Below are 16330 nucleotides of genomic sequence, written 5' to 3'. Positions count from 1 at the left end.
TTTGAGACACAAAAGTATGCTATCTTAATGAAAATTGTGATTTTCCACCGATAGATTTCCCCAAAAGATAAGTATTTTTGTTCCTCATGTGGAAAAAAACCCCATTTAAAGAAATTAAATTTGACAGCTAAGAACCTAACATTTTCTAGAACTGATAGCGCAAAGTTCTTTAGAACACTGAACAAGCGCGTTAACGAGCACTTTAAGGAAAATAATGTAGCCAAAACGGGAAACTGGAAGCTACACCTTAAAACCATAATCATGTTTTCGTTATACCTTACCCCCTACTTTTTATTGTTAACCTTAGATTTTCCAGAATGGGTGCAATTACTATTCACCATTATTATGGGCGTGGGCATGGCAGGTGTAGGCATGAACGTAATGCACGATGCAAACCACGGCGCCTATTCGTCTAAAAAATGGGTAAACAAAGTTATGGGAAGCAGCATGTACATTCTTGCTGGTAATGTTTACAACTGGCAGGTACAGCACAACGTGCTACACCATACCTATACTAATATACATGGCCACGATGAAGATTTGGAAGCAGGCCGAATATTACGATTTTCAAAACATTCTAAATGGCATAAGCTCCATAAGTTTCAACACATATACAGCATTTTCTTTTACGGGCTATTAACCTTTAATTGGGTGCTTACAACAGACTTTTTTCAGACCAAAAGATATTTGGCCCGCAAACTTTCTTACGGGAAGTTTCCAAACCCTTTTAAGCAATGGAGCATTCTAATTATTACAAAAATCATCTATCTATCCTTATGGATTTTAATCCCCATCTTGTTTTTTAACATTGTATGGTGGAAGATATTGATAGGGTTTTTTATTATGCACTATGTTGCTGGCCTCATACTAAGCGTAGTCTTTCAACTGGCTCACGTGGTAGAAGACACAGATATTATGCTGCCCGATGAAACCGGAACAATGAAAAATACTTGGGCCATACACCAATTGTTTACCACGGTAAATTTTTCAACCAATAATAAAATTGTAAATTGGTACACTGGTGGTTTAAACCATCAAGTGGAACATCATATTTTCCCAAACATAAGTCATATTCATTATAAAAATATTTCTAAAATAGTAAAAAACACAACGAAGGAATTTAATTTGCCCTACAAAGAATATGCAACTACCCGTAAGGCAATTTTGGCACATTTTCGTCATTTAAGGGAAATGGGCCTAAAACCTGCAGTACCCTCATAAAAATTATGGACAATAGACTTTCAAAACGAGTGAACGAGATGGCAACCTCGGCCACTCTGGCTATGGCTGCCAAAACACGAGAATTAAAAGAGCAAGGAATGGACATTATTGGTTTGAGCTTAGGCGAACCAGACTTTCCGGTGCCTGACTTTATTAAACAAGCCGCAATCCAGGCAATAGAAGACGATTACCACTCTTACACCCCAGTTGACGGATATGGCGATCTTAAAAACGCAATAATCCACAAGTTTAAACGAGACAACAATCTGGAGTATAAACCTTCGCAAATTGTTGTTTCTACAGGCGCCAAACAAGCCTTGGCTAATTTAACCATGGTTCTTTTAGACAAAGGAGACGAAGTATTGTTGCCCGCCCCCTATTGGGTAAGTTATGCAGACCAGTGTAAAGTGGCCGGCGGAGTCCCCAAGGAAGTGCCAACATCCATTGAAACAGATTTTAAAGTAACCGCTGAAGCGCTGGAAGCTGCCATTACCCCAAAAACAAAAATGATTATATACAGTTCCCCTTGTAACCCAAGTGGTTCTGTGTACAGTAAAAATGAGCTGCGAAAATTAGCCGATGTACTCGTTAAGTATCCAGACATAATCGTTATTAGCGATGAAATTTATGAACACATCAACTTTAGTGGCGGCCACACCTCTATGGCAGAATTTGAAGACATGTACGATCGCACAGTGGTTGTTAACGGTGTCTCCAAAGCCTTTTCAATGACCGGATGGCGAATTGGATTTATAGGCGGCCCAGAGTGGATTGCCCGCGCTTGTAACAAGATGCAAGGTCAAGTAACTAGTGGCGCTAATTGTATTGCCCAAAGAGCTACAATTACTGCATTGGAGAATCCGCCCAGCAAGATAAAGTTTATGGTTGATGCCTTTAAGGAGCGAAGAAAGCTAATACTCGGCTTACTCTCTGAAATTGAAGGTTTTAAAACCAACGAACCAGAAGGTGCATTTTATGTATTTCCAGATATCTCTTATTTCTTCGGAAAAACCCTACGCGGAAAGAATATAAACACCGCTTCAGATTTTTCGTTATACCTTTTAGAAGAAGCCAAAGTAGCCACTGTTACAGGCGAAGCTTTTGGCGATCCAAATTGCATTAGATTGTCTTATGCTACATCTGAAACGGATATAAAAGAAGCCATAAAACGCATAAAGGAAGCTGTGAGTTAATACATTAGTTACTTAAAATACAGACACGATTATAAAGCGGAGTTGGTTAATTTTAACCAACTCCGCTTTATTTTTAATAATAAAATGTAATTTAGTATCTTAAATTTTTACAAACAAATCAAACCAAAACTTATGAAAACAAGATTAACAGTAATGTTATTTTTCTTTGCCGTTCTTTTTCAAGTGCAAGCACAGGAAAAAACTGAAGCCACTTTTGTGGGCACTATTGGCGAAATGATGCATGTGCCATCAATAGCCTCCCAATCAAGTTTAGCGCCTGCACGTGTTAAAGAACGCGTAATGCAAGACGGAAGAGCTTCAAAAAACCAGATTGTTCCCGGGAAAGATCCACAGATTGAAGATGATTATTTTGTTCGGAATCCAGATAAAATGGAGCAAGTTCTAAGCGGACGCACTCCAAGTTTAGTTTTTGAAGCTGCAGCATCAAGTTCACAGCCTACAGATCCATCCATTGGTGTTGGCCCAAACCACGCTGTTGTTGTATTTAACACAGGCTTCCGAATTTTTGACAAAGAAGGAAACCCTTTAACAGAACAACTTAGTCCGAATCCTACAATTTTTCCAAATGGAGGCTGTTGCGACCTTACCATTTCCTACGATAATGCTGCTGATAGATTCGTGATGACCTTTTTGGGTAGTGGGGCACAAATAGCCGTTTCCGATGGTCCAGACCCCTTAAATGACGGGTGGTATGTTTATACTATTTCTCAAATAAATGACTACCAAAAACTATCTGTTTGGAGTGATGGCTATTATATGACTGACAACACATCTGCTTCAAATAAAGTTTATGCTTTGGAAAGAGAAAAGATGTTAGCGGGCGATCCCGCAGCCCAGGTAATTGGCTTCCCATTACCAGGTATTGTAACAAACGGCTTTTATAGTCCACAGGCTTTAAATGTAACCAGCAATAACCTGCCTGCTGCTGGTGGTATGCCGGTAATCTATTTGCAAGATGATGCTTGGGCAGGAGTCACAGAAGATCACGTAAAAATCTGGACAGTAGATGTAGATTGGAATACACCCGCAAGCTCTACGATCTCTGCCCCAGTTGAAATAACTACAACCCCATTTATCTCAGTATTTGACGGAGGAAGTTTTTCAAACCTCTCTCAACCAGGAGGCGGTTCATCTATTGATGCCCTTCAGGCAACTATAATGAATCAAGCCCAATTTAGAAAATTCAACAACCATAACTCCGCAGTTTTTAACTTTGTAGTAGATACTGATGCCACTGGCGGCGAGCTGGCTGGAGTACGCTGGTTTGAACTACGTCAACCTGCTGATGGAGAGGCTTGGTCTATATACCAGGAAGGAACTTATACCGCTCCAGAGGGAAAACACGCTTGGCATGCAAGTATGATGATGGACGGACAAGGAAATATAGGAATGGGCTATACAGCTATGGCAGGGCCAGATACTCCAGACCCTACTTCAAAAAGAGTAAGCTCATATTATACCGGACGCTACGCAAGTGACCCTATAAACACGATGAGCATTGCCGAAGAATTGATTGCAGCTGGTAATGGCAACATTCCAACCAACAGATATGGCGATTATAGTAAAATTGATATAGATCCATCAAACGATAAAGAATTTTGGTTCAACAATGAATATATGAACGATGGTAGAAAAAATGTAGTTGGAGTTTTTCAAATTGCACCAAATTTTAATAATGATATTGGAGTTGCAAGTATTGATACCCCGATAACTGGAACGCTTTCCAATAGCGAAACAGTAAGCGTTACCATTTTTAACTACGGTCAAGAAAGTGCTTCCAACTTTCCAGTAACTTTTCAAGTTGACGGTGGCGCAGTGGTTTCTGAAACCTTTACTGGAACCATTGAATCTGCTGAAACCGCGCAGTACACGTTTACAGCTACGGCTAACTTAGGCACGGTTGGAGAAACTTATGAAATTACCGCTGCAACCAATCTAACAGGAGATGAAGACGCTTCTAATGATTCACGCACAAAATCTGTTACCTATTTAGAGCCAAATGATATTGGCGTGAGTGCAATTACCGCTCCAGTTTCAGGAACGGATCTCACAGATACTGAAGAAATTAAAGTTATCATCGACAACTTCGGTGGGGAGCCGCAGTCAAATTTTGATGTTTCCTACAATTTAGATGGAACTGTAGTTACTGAAGTTTTTGTAGGGCCCTTGGCTGGTAATTCATCCGCTCCTTACACATTTACACAAACTGGGGATTTCTCAGAGTTTGGAGCGTACAATTTAGCTGCCTATACCTCTTTACCTGGCGATAGCGATACTTCAAACGACGAAACAGCTGTAGTTATTAACAAACAAAACTGTACCCCTAGTGGTGACTGTTCTTTTGGAGATGGGTTAACACTGTTCAATGTAACCGATATAAACAATACATCGGCTTGTGAAGGCTATGCAGATTTCACACACTTAGTTGCAGGCATGGAAGCAGACAGCACTAACGACCTTACACTAACCACGGGCTACGGAAATCAATATGTTAGAGTTTGGATTGACTTTAATGATGACTTTACGTTTTCGACAGATGAAATAGTAGTAGATAATATAGTAATTGCACCAGGCCAAACTGGAGGAACGCATACTACAACCACAGATCTAGTTATTCCGGCAGATGCAGCCCCGGGCCAACACCTAATGCGCGCCAAAACAAACTGGAATAGTCCAGTGCCAGATGATGCCTGCTTAGAAACCAACTTTGGTGAAACTGAAGATTATTCTGCACAAATTGGAACTATTGGTATAGACGAAAATATTTTTGATGAAACTGGTTTGACTGTATCAACACTTGACAATAACCATTTTGACATTAGCTTAAAAACAACTAATTATTCCGAATCTATGAATCTAAGTGTTTACAATACACTTGGGCAAAGACTATTGTTCAAAAAATTGGAGAACAATGGCAACGGCTATAATTATAAATTAAACATGAGCTATGTAGCTTCAGGAGTTTATTTGGTTCGTGTTGGAAATAAACAAGACGGAAGAATAAAACGAATTATTGTAAAGTAATTCCACAACCAAAATAATTTTAAAACCCAAAGTTCATACTTGTACTTTGGGTTTTTTAATGAATTCTAAAATTTAAATTTATCTATTTCTCCAGAAAAATGGCGTTAACAAGATAAGAACCGTAAACAATTCCAGCCTTCCGATAAGCATCAAGAAACTGGACCACCATTTTGCGGCGGCGGGTAAAGCTGCATAATTGTCAACAGGCCCCAAGTTACCCAGAGCTGGACCAATATTCCCTAGCGTTGATGCTGCTCCGCCAAGGGCTGTTTTAAAGTCGAGTCCTAACCAAGAAAAAACCAAGACCCCAATTATAAAAGACAACATATAGAGAATAAAAAAGCCCAAGATATTAAAAACTATAGGTTGCGGCACTGCTTTTTTATTATACCGAACCGGTAGAATAGCATTGGGATGCAAGGTTCTTTTAAACTCTAAAGTACCATTCTTTATCATTATTAGGTGGCGCATAATCTTAATTCCACCAGAAGTTGAGCCCGCACAACCTCCCAAAAACATCATTCCAAAAAAGAATATAGTCAAAAAGGGAGTCCACAAGGTATAGTCGGCAGATATAAAACCTGTTGTTGTAATAATGGTAAGCACCTGAAATAAACTTTGGCGAACGGCGCTTTCAAAGGGGCCCCAAACCATTGGGTAATCAATGGAAGAAAGTGTGGTATCTGCCTGAAAATATATTAGTAAGGCCGCAATAGTACTAAGCCCAATTACGAAAACGGTATAAAGCTTAAATTCCTCATCTTGAAAAATTTTCTGAAATTTTGTTTTAAAGGCAAAATAGCTCAGCACAAAGTTACTTCCTGCCAAAAACATAAATACAATAATAATATATTGTATCATTGGGGTATCATTCCAATAGGCAAGGCTTGCATTTTTTGTTGAAAACCCACCTGTACTTAATGTTGATAAGGAATGGTTTACAGCATCAAAAAAACTCATCCCAGCTATTTTAAGCAAGATAGTTTCAGCTAAGGTATAGCCAACGTATATAAGCCATAATCGCTTTGCAGTATCGGTAATTCGCGGATGTAGTTTATCGCCTCCAGGGCCTGGTGCTTCAGCGGCAAAAAGTTGCATTCCCCCAATTCCCAGTAATGGTAAAATTGCAATTGCCAAGACAATAATCCCCATCCCACCTATCCAATGCGTTATACTTCGCCAGAAAAGAATACCACGAGGCATGCTCTCAATATCCGTTAAAATTGTGGCGCCCGTAGTAGTAAAACCACTCATTGTTTCAAAAAAGGCATCAGTAAATCTTGGGATAGCGCCCGTAAAAATATAGGGTAAGGTGCCAATAAGTGCCATAAATATCCACCCGAAGGCTACAATTATATAACCCTCTCTCTTTTCAACCTCTTTTCGGTGGTTTTTGGTATAGAACATGGTAATGCCACCTATAACTAAGGCTACCGCTCCTGCCAGCAACATCTCCTGAAGCACCCCGTCATTATAATACCAACTAACTAGAGCCGCAAGTAGCATAAACCCACCGTTTACCATAAGCAAAAGCCCCATTATATGCGAAATAATCTGGTAATTGAGCTTTGATAGTGTGTTCATCAGGTAAAGAGTTTTTCCATCTTGCCAATAGATTGCGGCAGACAGCATACCACTACTTTATCGCCAGCTTGTATTTTAAAATCACCTAGGGCAATTACTCCCGTATTACCCCTTACAATACCGCCAATTATAGCAGAAACAGGAAGGTTTAAATCCTTGATTTTTTTATTGCATACCTTGGCGTTAGAAGATACTAGAAACTCCAAAAGCTCGGCGTTCATATTGTTGAGTTTGGTCATGGCAACCACATTTCCTTTTCGAATATAGCGGAAGATATTATTGGCAGCCAAGAGCTTTTTATTGATTAGCGTATCAATGCCTATAGATTGGGAAAGCTGAAAATAGTCCATATTCTCTACCAAGGCAATTGCCTTTTTCACCCCTTTTGATTTTGCGACCAAACAAGACATGATATTGGTCTCGCTATTTCCCGTAACCGCTATAAATGCGTCCATTTCAGGGAGAGACTCTTCCATTAACAAATTTACATTTCTTCCGTCGCCATTTATTACTAGACACTCAGGAATTTCATCTGCTATTTCAAATGCCCTATCCTTATTACTTTCAATAAGTTTTACCTTAAAATGACGTTTGCACAAGCCTTTGCCTGTTTTATAGCCTATTTTACTTCCACCAAGAATCATTACATTCTTAATATCCTGCTTGCTTTTTCCAGAAAGTTTAAAAATCTGTTCATCACCGTTTTTTACAGTGGTAAAATAAACCTGATCCCCTTCTTTAAATTGCGTATCCCCTCTCGGAATAATGGTGTATTGGGTTCCAAAGCGCTGAATGGCAATTGGCATGTATTTTAAATCTGGGTAAATCCTGGCAATTTCCTTAACAGATTTGCCCACAAAAGCGGAGGTTCGGGAAAGACTCAAGCCCACCATCATAAGGGCGCCATTCTCAAACTCATAACTTTCATTGAATGCGTTTTGATTTAGGAGCAGTTGAATTTCATCAGAAGCTAAGGCTTGTGGCGATATAAGCTCGTCAATACCAAACTTCGTAAAGCCTGCTTCCTCTTTATTTTCAATAAATTCAGTATTAGAAACCCTTGCAATGGTCCGTTTTGCCCCCAGTTGTTTTGCAAGAACACAAACCGTAATGTTCGTGGTCTCGCTAGAGGTTACCGCAATAACCAGATCGGTTTCATCAATGCGAGCATCTTTTAAAACAGAAATTGAAGTTGCATCTCCTTTAATAACGCGAATATCCAAATGGGTATCTGCATTGGCCAAGGCCTCTCTATCAGGGTCTATTAAGGTAATGTTTAAAGATTCGAAGGAGAGCAGTTTCGCAAGATGGAACCCCACTTCTCCAGCTCCAGCAATGATAATCTTCATGGAGATTAAAGTTTAGTATTTTTTACGTATATCTTCCAAAGCTTTACACAAAAGCGTGTTCGTAATACTTAAATACAGCAGCAAAGGTAAGTAATTAAAAGCCACGTAATAAGGAATAGTTAATTTTTGAAAATTAAAACTTGTGAATATTATAACTGCGACAAAGTTAGTAACACCTACTAAAAAATATGTAATTTTGCGAGCATAATTTATGAAAAAGAAAATAACCCCTTATAAAGACTCCGCTGAAGGAAAGAAGAAACAGGTAGAACAGATGTTCGACACTATTTCGGAAAACTACGATGGTTTAAACCGTGTAATCTCTTTAGGCTCCGATATAAAATGGCGAAAAAAGGTCATTAAAATGGTTGCTGCAACCAAACCACAAAGTGTTTTAGACATTGCAACCGGCACCGGAGATCTTGCCATTCAGTTTGCTGAGAAAACCTCAGCAGAACAAATTGTTGGTCTAGATCTTTCTGACGGAATGCTTTCGGTAGCCAGAAAAAAAATTTCAGATAAGCCTATTTCAAAGAAAATTGAATTTATTCAAGGAGATTCTGAAGCATTGCCGTTTAATGACAACAGCTTTGATGCGATTACCGTTTCTTTTGGAATTCGCAATTTTGAAAACCTGGAAAAAGGACTTTCAGAAATTCTACGCGTATTAAAAAAAGATGGTGTTTTTGTAATTTTAGAGACATCCGTTCCGGCTAAATTCCCCTTTAAGCAAGGCTATCATTTGTATTCAAAGACAATCTTACCCTTAGTAGGCAAGTTATTTTCAAAAGATAAGGTAGCCTATAAATATTTAAGCGAAAGCGCATCTGTTTTTCCACATGGTGAAAAACTCAACAATATTTTACGTAAAATTGGGTTTAATAAAGTGAAAAGCAAACCTCAAACTTTTGGCGTGGCAACCATATATAACGCGACTAAATAAGCTATGAAAAAATTATTTTTTTTATTGGCCTTACTATTGGCTACTTCCTCCATTCAAGCGCAGAAGAAATGGTTTACCAAAGAACGACTATCCAATGACGCTACAGGCGGAAAGGGAAGTTTAGACAACAGGCTTTTTTCGTGGGGTTATTTTATGGGGTTTAATAGTTATGCTTTTAAGTTTGATTACAAGGAATATATGGGCGAGGCAGAGACCGATATTCTTGTGGAAAGTGAACTTGGATTTAACGTAGGCTTAATTGCAGATTTACGCCTGCATAAACACATCAATCTACGGTTTGAACCCGGCTTGATCTTTAATCAACGTGATCTTACTTTTCCCGGTATTGAAGAGCCTAAAGATTATCTTCGGGAAGTAAAATCTACTTATATACATATGCCGCTGTTGGTCAAATTCTCTACCAAACGTTTAAATAATGTAAAACCTTTTGTTGTTGGTGGGGTTTCTACATCTTTAAACTTGGCGAGTAACGAAAAAAACCCAGAAGATAACAGTGAAGGAAGGTTTAGGATGAAAGCCAGTGCCTTTAATTATGAAATTGGCTTCGGAATAGATTTTTACCTGTACTTCTTTAAATTCACTCCCTCCATTCGGGGCGTATTTGGTCTTGGCGATGAGTTGGTACCCGATGAAGACCCCAATAGTCAATGGACCGGGAATATTGACAAGCTATCTACACGCGGAATATTTGTTAACTTTACGTTTCAATAGATCTTCTAAATTCACTTAAAAGTATAGCAGCGGCTGTAGCCACATTAAGGCTTTCGGTTTTTTGAACCTTTCCAAAGCGCGGAATACTTACCTTATGCGTTATTTTCTGAAGTATTTCTTCCGAAATGCCATTGCCCTCATTTCCCATAACTACAATCCCATCTTTTGGAAGGGCCTTTGTGTAAATATTCTCCCCATCCATACAACCGCCAAAAACTGGTAGTTCAGTGTTATTTAGGTAACTTGAAAGTTCTTGGTAATGTATGTTAACACGCGCCAGTGAGCCCATAGTTGCCTGCACCACTTTTGGATTAAAACAGTCTGCCGTATCCTGGGAGCACACCAGGTCTTGAACGCCAAACCAATCGCATAACCTAATAATAGTTCCGAGGTTTCCGGGATCCCGCAAGGCATCTAAAACTAAGACCAAGCCTGTATTTCCCAATGGCTTACTTTGGGGAATCTCAAAAACTGCCAAGGCGGTATTTGCAGTTTTTAAAAAGCTAATTTTATTGAGTTCCTGCTCCGTAACCGCAAAGTGATTTCCTGCGGTAACCAAAGAAGCATCTGTACTGAATAGCCAATGGAGCTTTAAACCTTCATTCCGTAATTCGGCAATAACCTTAGGGCCTTCTGCTACAAAAAGCCCCAATTGATTTCGGTACTTTTTCTGTTTAAGGCTCGTTATTAATTTTGTTTGACTTTTGCTGACCAAAATATAGTATTTTTGAACTTGAATAAAATTGTATTGTTATAAACTAATTCGGAAAAATCTTGAATTTACAATCTAAAATTATCATTTTTAAATTTTCCGGATAGACTTTGGCTCAAATTGAATGTATCGGGAATTAAAGCCAAAAAATTAGCACATGACACCTCCAATAAATTTGTAAACTTGAAGAGCGATCTCACAAAAATATCACTAATTATAGTATTAGTTGCCCTATTTTTTTCGTGTAATGCTGTAAAACGTGTACCGGAAGGCAAATTTCTACTTACAGAAAACACTATTTTAGTAGATAGCGTAAAAATTAAAGACGCCGGAGTTTACAGTCAGCTTGCACAAAAACCTAATCCTGCAATTCCGCTTATTAACCTCCCGCTGGGGCTTCACATCTATAATCTTGCCGACCCACAACCCGACTCTACCTATTACAAATGGCTTCATAAAAAGCCCAAACGCGAAGAACGCCTCATTCGGTTTCTTTCAAAAAAGCAGGTAGATCAAATTGACAGTAGCTATGTGGGCCTCAACAAATGGCTTCAGAAATCTGGCGATGCTCCTGTTATTATATCAGACGATAAAATTGAAAAATCAAAAGATCGATTAAAGCGCTGGTATGCCAGCTATGGTTATTTTAATGATGAAGTAAACCATAAAATTGATACCAGTGCTAAAAAGAAGAAAAGAGCGCAGGTTACCTATATGGTATCGCGAAATAAACCTTATGTTGTAGGCGACACTATTATTGAAAAAATCAGTTCGCCTATTGTAGATTCGTTGTTCCAGCTTCGGAAGAACAATACGTTTATCATTCCGGGGAAGCAATATAGCGCCAATGATTTTGTCAATGAACGCGACAGGCTTACCATTCAATTTAGAAACTCAGGCCTATTTCATTTTGAACAGGATTATGTTGGTTTTGAAGCTGATACAGTCAACACAAACCACAAAGCCAATATTACCTATAAAATTGCTAATAGAAAGGTAAACCAAGGCGACAGCACAGCTACGCTTCCCTTTAAGGTTCATAAAATTGATGAGGTTAGGATCGTTACAGACTTTTCCTATGAAAATCGCAACAAAAAATTTCAGGATTCATTAAGCTATAAAGGCTATAAGCTGTTTAGCTACGGAAAAATGCGTTTTCGCCCAAAAGCCATTACAGATGCTATTGCCATTATTCCCGGCAAAATTTATCGGGATATTGACAGAAGGCTTACTTATAACCAAATTAGTGATTTGCGGATATTCAAATATCCCAATATTAATTATACTGAAGCCGTTAGCGATACCAGCCACACCAAGCTTGACGCAACTATTTTGCTTAGCCCACGCGACCGATTTACGGTGGGAGCAGATTTTGACGCCTACACCTCTACCATTCAGCAGTTTGGTATAAGTTTTAGTGGAAATATGATTTTTAGAAACATCTTCCGCAGTGCCGAAATACTTGAAGTTTCCGGGCGTGGAAGTCTAGGCTCCTCTAAGGATGCGGCAGATAGCGAAAGCAAGTTTTTTAACATCTCGGAATTTGGAGCCGATGTAAAATTGACTTTTCCGCGAATTATTTTCCCCTTAAACACCGAAAAGCTTATACCTAAATATATGTCACCATCTACCAGTGCTAGTTTCGGCCTTAGCGCCCAAAACAACATTGGTTTAGACCGGCAATCGGCCAACGGAATCTTTAGTTATAGTTGGAAGCCTTCCCGAATTTTCACCTATCAGCTGGATTTACTGAACCTGCAATACGTTCGTAATTTAAACAGTGAAAACTATTTCAATGTTTACAAAAGCTCGTATTCTCGATTAAATGAAATAGCCGAAGATTTAGGCTATGACTTTAACAATCCATCAAACAATCCAAGTTTGGAGATTCCAGATGAAACAGAAGTTTTTATGTCTGATGTATTAAACGGAGAGCTAAGTGCCGGTCCAGATTTGTATCAAGAAGTACAAAGCATACGTGAACGCCAGATTCGCCTTAGTGAAAACAACCTTATTTTTGCAACCAACATTACCTTAACCCGGGATACGCGCGAAAACATTAACGACAATAATTTTTCACGAATCCGCTTAAAACTTGAATCTGCCGGAAATTTACTTTCGGGAATCGCGAGTTTGGCAGGAATCAAAAAGAACAGCAATGGCAATTACAATACTTTTGGCGTAGTTTACTCCCAATACATTAAAGCAGATGCAGAATACATAAAACACTGGGATTTGGACGAGAGCAATATTTTTGCATTTCGCGCTTTTGGCGGTATTGCCATTCCTTATGGAAACAGCAATAGCATTCCATTCACCAGAAGTTATTTTGCCGGCGGAACCAACGATAACCGTGGGTGGCGAGCATACGACCTTGGCCCCGGAAGCAGCGGCAGTGTTTTAGACTTTAACGATGCCAACTTTAAACTTGCCTTTAATGCCGAATACAGATACACTATTTTAGGCGATTTAAAAGGTGCTTTTTTCGTAGATGCTGGGAACATTTGGAACGTTTTGGACGATGTTAAAAGCCCCGCGTTTAAATTTGAGGGACTGAAAGACTTAAAAGAAATTGCCGTAGCCTCTGGCCTTGGACTACGATACGATTTTGGTTTTTTTGTATTTCGTTTTGATGTTGGATTTAAAACACATAACCCAGGAAACCCCAAAGGCGAACGCTGGTTTAAAGACTATAACTTCTCAAAAGCGGTTTATAACATCGGTATCAACTATCCTTTTTAAACCATTAAAAATTGTTATTTTTGTTTATTGAAAATATAATGACCGAAAATCTAAGACTAAGAGCAGATTCAAAGTTGTTATTTTATCGATTAATATTTTATATAAAAAACTATGAGCCACGGAATTAAACCGGGTGTAGCTACCGGAAAAGAAGTTCAAAAAATACATCAATACGCCAAGGAAAAAGGCTTTGCCATGCCTGCAATTAACGTTGTAGGTTCAGATAGCATGAATACCGTTATGGAAACCGCGGCAGCATTAAATGCACCCGTAATTATTCAATTTTCAAATGGAGGCGCGCAGTTTAACGCCGGAAAAGGGCTTTCAAACACAAACGAAAAGGCTGCTATTGCTGGAGCTGTTGCAGGCGCCAAACACATCCATGAACTTGCTGAATTATACGGAGCAACGGTTATTCTTCACACAGACCACTGCGCCAAAAAGTTACTGCCCTGGATTGACGGCTTGCTAGATGAGGGTGAAAAATTCTATAAGGAAACAGGGAAATCACTCTACAGCTCGCACATGATAGATCTTTCCGAAGAGCCTATTGAAGAGAATATAGCAATTTCCAAAACCTATTTAGAGCGTATGAGCAAAATAGGAATGACCTTAGAAATTGAATTGGGAATTACTGGTGGCGAAGAAGACGGTGTGGATAATACCGATGTAGATTCTTCAAAACTATACACCCAGCCCGATGAGGTTGCTTATGCATATGAAGAACTTTCAAAAATTAGCGATCAATTTACCATTGCAGCAGCCTTCGGAAATGTTCATGGCGTTTACAAGCCCGGCAATGTAAAATTGACACCTATAATTCTGAAAAACTCTCAGGAATATGTTCAGAAAAAATTCGATACTGGCGCAAATCCAGTAGATTTTGTTTTCCATGGCGGAAGCGGCTCTTCTTTAGAAGAAATTCGAGAAGCAATAGGTTATGGTGTAATAAAGATGAATCTTGACACCGATATGCAATTTGCATTTACCGAAGGCGTTCGCGATTATATAACAACAAAGGTTGAGTATTTAAAAACTCAAATCGGGAATCCAGAGGGCGACGATATACCCAACAAAAAGTATTACGACCCTAGAAAATGGCTTCGCGAAGGTGAATTAACACTTAAAACGAGGCTAGAGCAAGCTTTTAAAGACTTGAATAACGTAAATACACTATAGCCTTGCCCCTACCCCCTAAAAGAAAAAGGAGTAGATTGAAATAATTATGTTTTTCTTGTATTTATAAAAAGAAGAACATAAACTTAGAATAATAAACAACCAACTGAGAATTGAGAATAGAGCCTTGAAAAAATTAAATTGTATTTTTATCATCTGGCTCATAACTCTAACTCATAACATACAACTAAATTATGCCTTGGTTTAAAAGAACAAAAAAAGGAATTCAAACCCCTACGGAAGAGAAAAAGGACGTCCCAAAAGGATTGTGGTACAAATCGCCAACGGGAAAAGTTGTGGACAGTGAAGAACTGGAAGAAAACTTTTACGTGAGTCCTGAAGACGGTTATCACGTGCGAATAGGCAGTAAGGAATATTTTGAAATTCTTTTTGACGACAATAAGTTTAAGGAGCTTGATAAAAACCTCAGCTCAAAAGACACTTTAAATTTTGAAGACAAAAAGAAATATAAGGACCGCCTTAAACAAGCCCAAGATAAAACCGGTTTAAAAGACGCCATTCGCTGTGCTGTAGGAAAATCGCAAGGGGCAGATCTTGTAGTTGCCTGTATGGATTTCAGTTTTATTGGTGGCTCCATGGGTAGTGTTGTGGGCGAAAAAATTGTTCGCGCTGCAGACTACGCTCTTAAAAAGAAGATTCCACTTGTTATAATATCAAAAAGTGGTGGCGCCAGAATGATGGAGTCTGCTCTCTCTTTAATGCAACTTGCCAAAACTAGTGTGAAACTGGCCCAATTAGGTGATGCTGGAATCCCTTACATTTCATTGGCCACAGACCCAACAACAGGCGGAACTACAGCTTCTTTTGCCATGCTTGGCGATATTAACATTAGTGAGCCTGGAGCATTAATTGGCTTTGCAGGACCTCGTGTTGTGCGCGACACTACAGGGAAAGAACTTCCGGAAGGTTTCCAAACTGCGGAGTTTGTTTTAGAACACGGTTTTCTAGACTTTATTACCCATAGACGCGATCTAAAGAAGAAGATAAACTTGTATTTAGACCTCACCTTAAATAGAAAGCTACGCGAGAAAACAGCATAAATTGTAAGGACCTAAAAAAACTGGATCCCAAAGACTTAAAACAGATTTCTTTTTTTATCTTTGCGGCCTTGATTACGATCCTGAAGCTGTCAGGAGTAGTCAATACATAAAAATCATTTTAACAATATTGGCATGTATTTATCACAAGAAACAAAAGAAAAAATTTTTGAAAAACACGGGAAATCAAAGACCGACACTGGTTCTGCTGAAGGACAGATCGCTTTGTTTACCTACCGAATTGAGCATTTAACCAAACACCTAAAAACAAACCAAAAGGACTTTAACACAGAGCGTTCTTTGGTTATGCTAGTAGGGAAAAGACGTTCACTATTAGATTATCTAATGAAAAAAGATATTCTTCGGTACCGTGCTATCGTTAAAGAATTAAAATTACGTAAGTAAGAATAAAGGGGGCGAAAAACGCCCCTTTTTTTTATCCCCGAACCTGTTCGAGGATACTTTTCGAGATATCGAAAATTTTATAAAGAAAGCTACCCCCTTAGTTTTTCATTGGTCAAACCACAACAACACAACAACACTTCAATCGATCATCGATTGTTGACCAAATATTA

General features: G+C 38.8%; 12 protein-coding genes. 9 read left to right on the top strand and 3 right to left on the bottom strand.

Annotation, left to right across the window (positions count from 1 at the left end; translation table 11 throughout):
* Positions 1 to 120: 120 nt before the first annotated feature.
* From QPK98_RS07520 to QPK98_RS07510, 3 genes are all read left to right on the top strand, one after another.
* A complete protein-coding gene (locus tag QPK98_RS07520) occupies positions 121 to 1221 on the top strand; it encodes a fatty acid desaturase family protein (protein ID WP_310992522.1) in 1101 nt (366 codons plus the stop codon).
* Positions 1222 to 1226: 5 nt separating this feature from the next.
* Complete coding sequence (locus QPK98_RS07515; RefSeq protein WP_310992521.1) at positions 1227 to 2414, top strand: pyridoxal phosphate-dependent aminotransferase; 1188 nt, start codon at positions 1227 to 1229, stop codon at positions 2412 to 2414.
* Positions 2415 to 2546: 132 nt separating this feature from the next.
* The gene (locus QPK98_RS07510) at positions 2547 to 5459 is read left to right on the top strand and encodes a GEVED domain-containing protein (protein ID WP_310992520.1); all 2913 of its coding nucleotides are present in this window, start codon (positions 2547 to 2549) and stop codon (positions 5457 to 5459) included.
* Between the two features lie 78 nt (positions 5460 to 5537).
* Here the strand turns inward: QPK98_RS07510 and QPK98_RS07505 are convergent, their stop codons facing one another.
* Together QPK98_RS07505 and trkA are read right to left on the bottom strand one after the other, a co-directional pair.
* On the bottom strand, positions 5538 to 7043 hold the full coding sequence (locus tag QPK98_RS07505; protein ID WP_310992519.1) for a TrkH family potassium uptake protein: 1506 nt from the start codon (positions 7041 to 7043) through the stop codon (positions 5538 to 5540).
* Positions 7043 to 8392, bottom strand: a complete 1350-nt coding sequence (gene trkA, locus QPK98_RS07500; protein ID WP_310992517.1) for a Trk system potassium transporter TrkA — start codon at positions 8390 to 8392, stop codon at positions 7043 to 7045. The genes QPK98_RS07505 and trkA overlap by 1 nt, the downstream gene beginning before the upstream one ends.
* Positions 8393 to 8603: 211 nt before the next feature.
* Between trkA and ubiE the strand changes: the two genes are divergently transcribed.
* Both ubiE and porT read left to right on the top strand, forming a co-directional pair.
* Positions 8604 to 9335 (top strand): bifunctional demethylmenaquinone methyltransferase/2-methoxy-6-polyprenyl-1,4-benzoquinol methylase UbiE, encoded by a 732-nt coding sequence (ubiE, locus tag QPK98_RS07495; RefSeq protein ID WP_310992516.1) that lies wholly within the window; start codon positions 8604 to 8606, stop codon positions 9333 to 9335.
* Between the two features lie 3 nt (positions 9336 to 9338).
* Positions 9339 to 10067, top strand: coding sequence for a type IX secretion/gliding motility protein PorT/SprT (gene porT / locus QPK98_RS07490; protein WP_310992515.1), 729 nt, complete (start codon positions 9339 to 9341; stop codon positions 10065 to 10067).
* Here the strand turns inward: porT and QPK98_RS07485 are convergent.
* On the bottom strand, positions 10054 to 10782 hold the full coding sequence (locus QPK98_RS07485) for a TrmH family RNA methyltransferase (protein WP_310992514.1): 729 nt from the start codon (positions 10780 to 10782) through the stop codon (positions 10054 to 10056). The two genes, porT and QPK98_RS07485, sit on opposite strands and share 14 nt — an antisense overlap.
* Before the next feature lie 180 nt (positions 10783 to 10962).
* Between QPK98_RS07485 and tamL the strand changes: the two genes are divergently transcribed.
* The 4 genes from tamL (at position 10963) to rpsO (ending at position 16160) form a co-directional block, all read left to right on the top strand.
* Positions 10963 to 13521, top strand: coding sequence for a translocation and assembly module lipoprotein TamL (tamL, locus tag QPK98_RS07480; RefSeq protein WP_310992513.1), 2559 nt, complete (start codon positions 10963 to 10965; stop codon positions 13519 to 13521).
* 111 nt (positions 13522 to 13632) lie between these two features.
* Complete coding sequence (gene fbaA / locus QPK98_RS07475; protein WP_310992512.1) at positions 13633 to 14700, top strand: class II fructose-bisphosphate aldolase; 1068 nt, start codon at positions 13633 to 13635, stop codon at positions 14698 to 14700.
* Positions 14701 to 14891: 191 nt separating this feature from the next.
* Positions 14892 to 15758: an acetyl-CoA carboxylase, carboxyltransferase subunit beta gene (accD, locus tag QPK98_RS07470; protein WP_310992511.1), complete on the top strand. Its 867-nt coding sequence runs from the start codon at positions 14892 to 14894 to the stop codon at positions 15756 to 15758.
* A 132-nt stretch (positions 15759 to 15890) separates the two neighbouring features.
* The gene (gene rpsO / locus QPK98_RS07465; protein ID WP_310992509.1) at positions 15891 to 16160 is read left to right on the top strand and encodes a 30S ribosomal protein S15; all 270 of its coding nucleotides are present in this window, start codon (positions 15891 to 15893) and stop codon (positions 16158 to 16160) included.
* Positions 16161 to 16330 lie beyond the last annotated feature (170 nt).

The organism is Aequorivita marina (assembly GCF_031631895.2).
Lineage (GTDB): Bacteria > Bacteroidota > Bacteroidia > Flavobacteriales > Flavobacteriaceae > Aequorivita > Aequorivita marina.
This window is presented reverse-complemented; position numbering and strand designations above follow the sequence as displayed.

Excerpts from the sequence above, each read along its gene's own strand:
- QPK98_RS07515 (WP_310992521.1), top strand. The coding sequence starts at position 1,227 with ATGGACAATAGACTTTCAAAACGAGTGAACGAGATGGCAACCTCGGCC.
- QPK98_RS07510 (WP_310992520.1), top strand. The coding sequence starts at position 2,547 with ATGAAAACAAGATTAACAGTAATGTTATTTTTCTTTGCCGTTCTTTTT.
- QPK98_RS07505 (WP_310992519.1), bottom strand. The coding sequence starts at position 7,043 with ATGAACACACTATCAAAGCTCAATTACCAGATTATTTCGCATATAATG.
- trkA (WP_310992517.1), bottom strand. The coding sequence starts at position 8,392 with ATGAAGATTATCATTGCTGGAGCTGGAGAAGTGGGGTTCCATCTTGCG.
- ubiE (WP_310992516.1), top strand. The coding sequence starts at position 8,604 with ATGAAAAAGAAAATAACCCCTTATAAAGACTCCGCTGAAGGAAAGAAG.
- porT (WP_310992515.1), top strand. The coding sequence starts at position 9,339 with ATGAAAAAATTATTTTTTTTATTGGCCTTACTATTGGCTACTTCCTCC.
- fbaA (WP_310992512.1), top strand. The coding sequence starts at position 13,633 with ATGAGCCACGGAATTAAACCGGGTGTAGCTACCGGAAAAGAAGTTCAA.
- accD (WP_310992511.1), top strand. The coding sequence starts at position 14,892 with ATGCCTTGGTTTAAAAGAACAAAAAAAGGAATTCAAACCCCTACGGAA.
- rpsO (WP_310992509.1), top strand. The coding sequence starts at position 15,891 with ATGTATTTATCACAAGAAACAAAAGAAAAAATTTTTGAAAAACACGGG.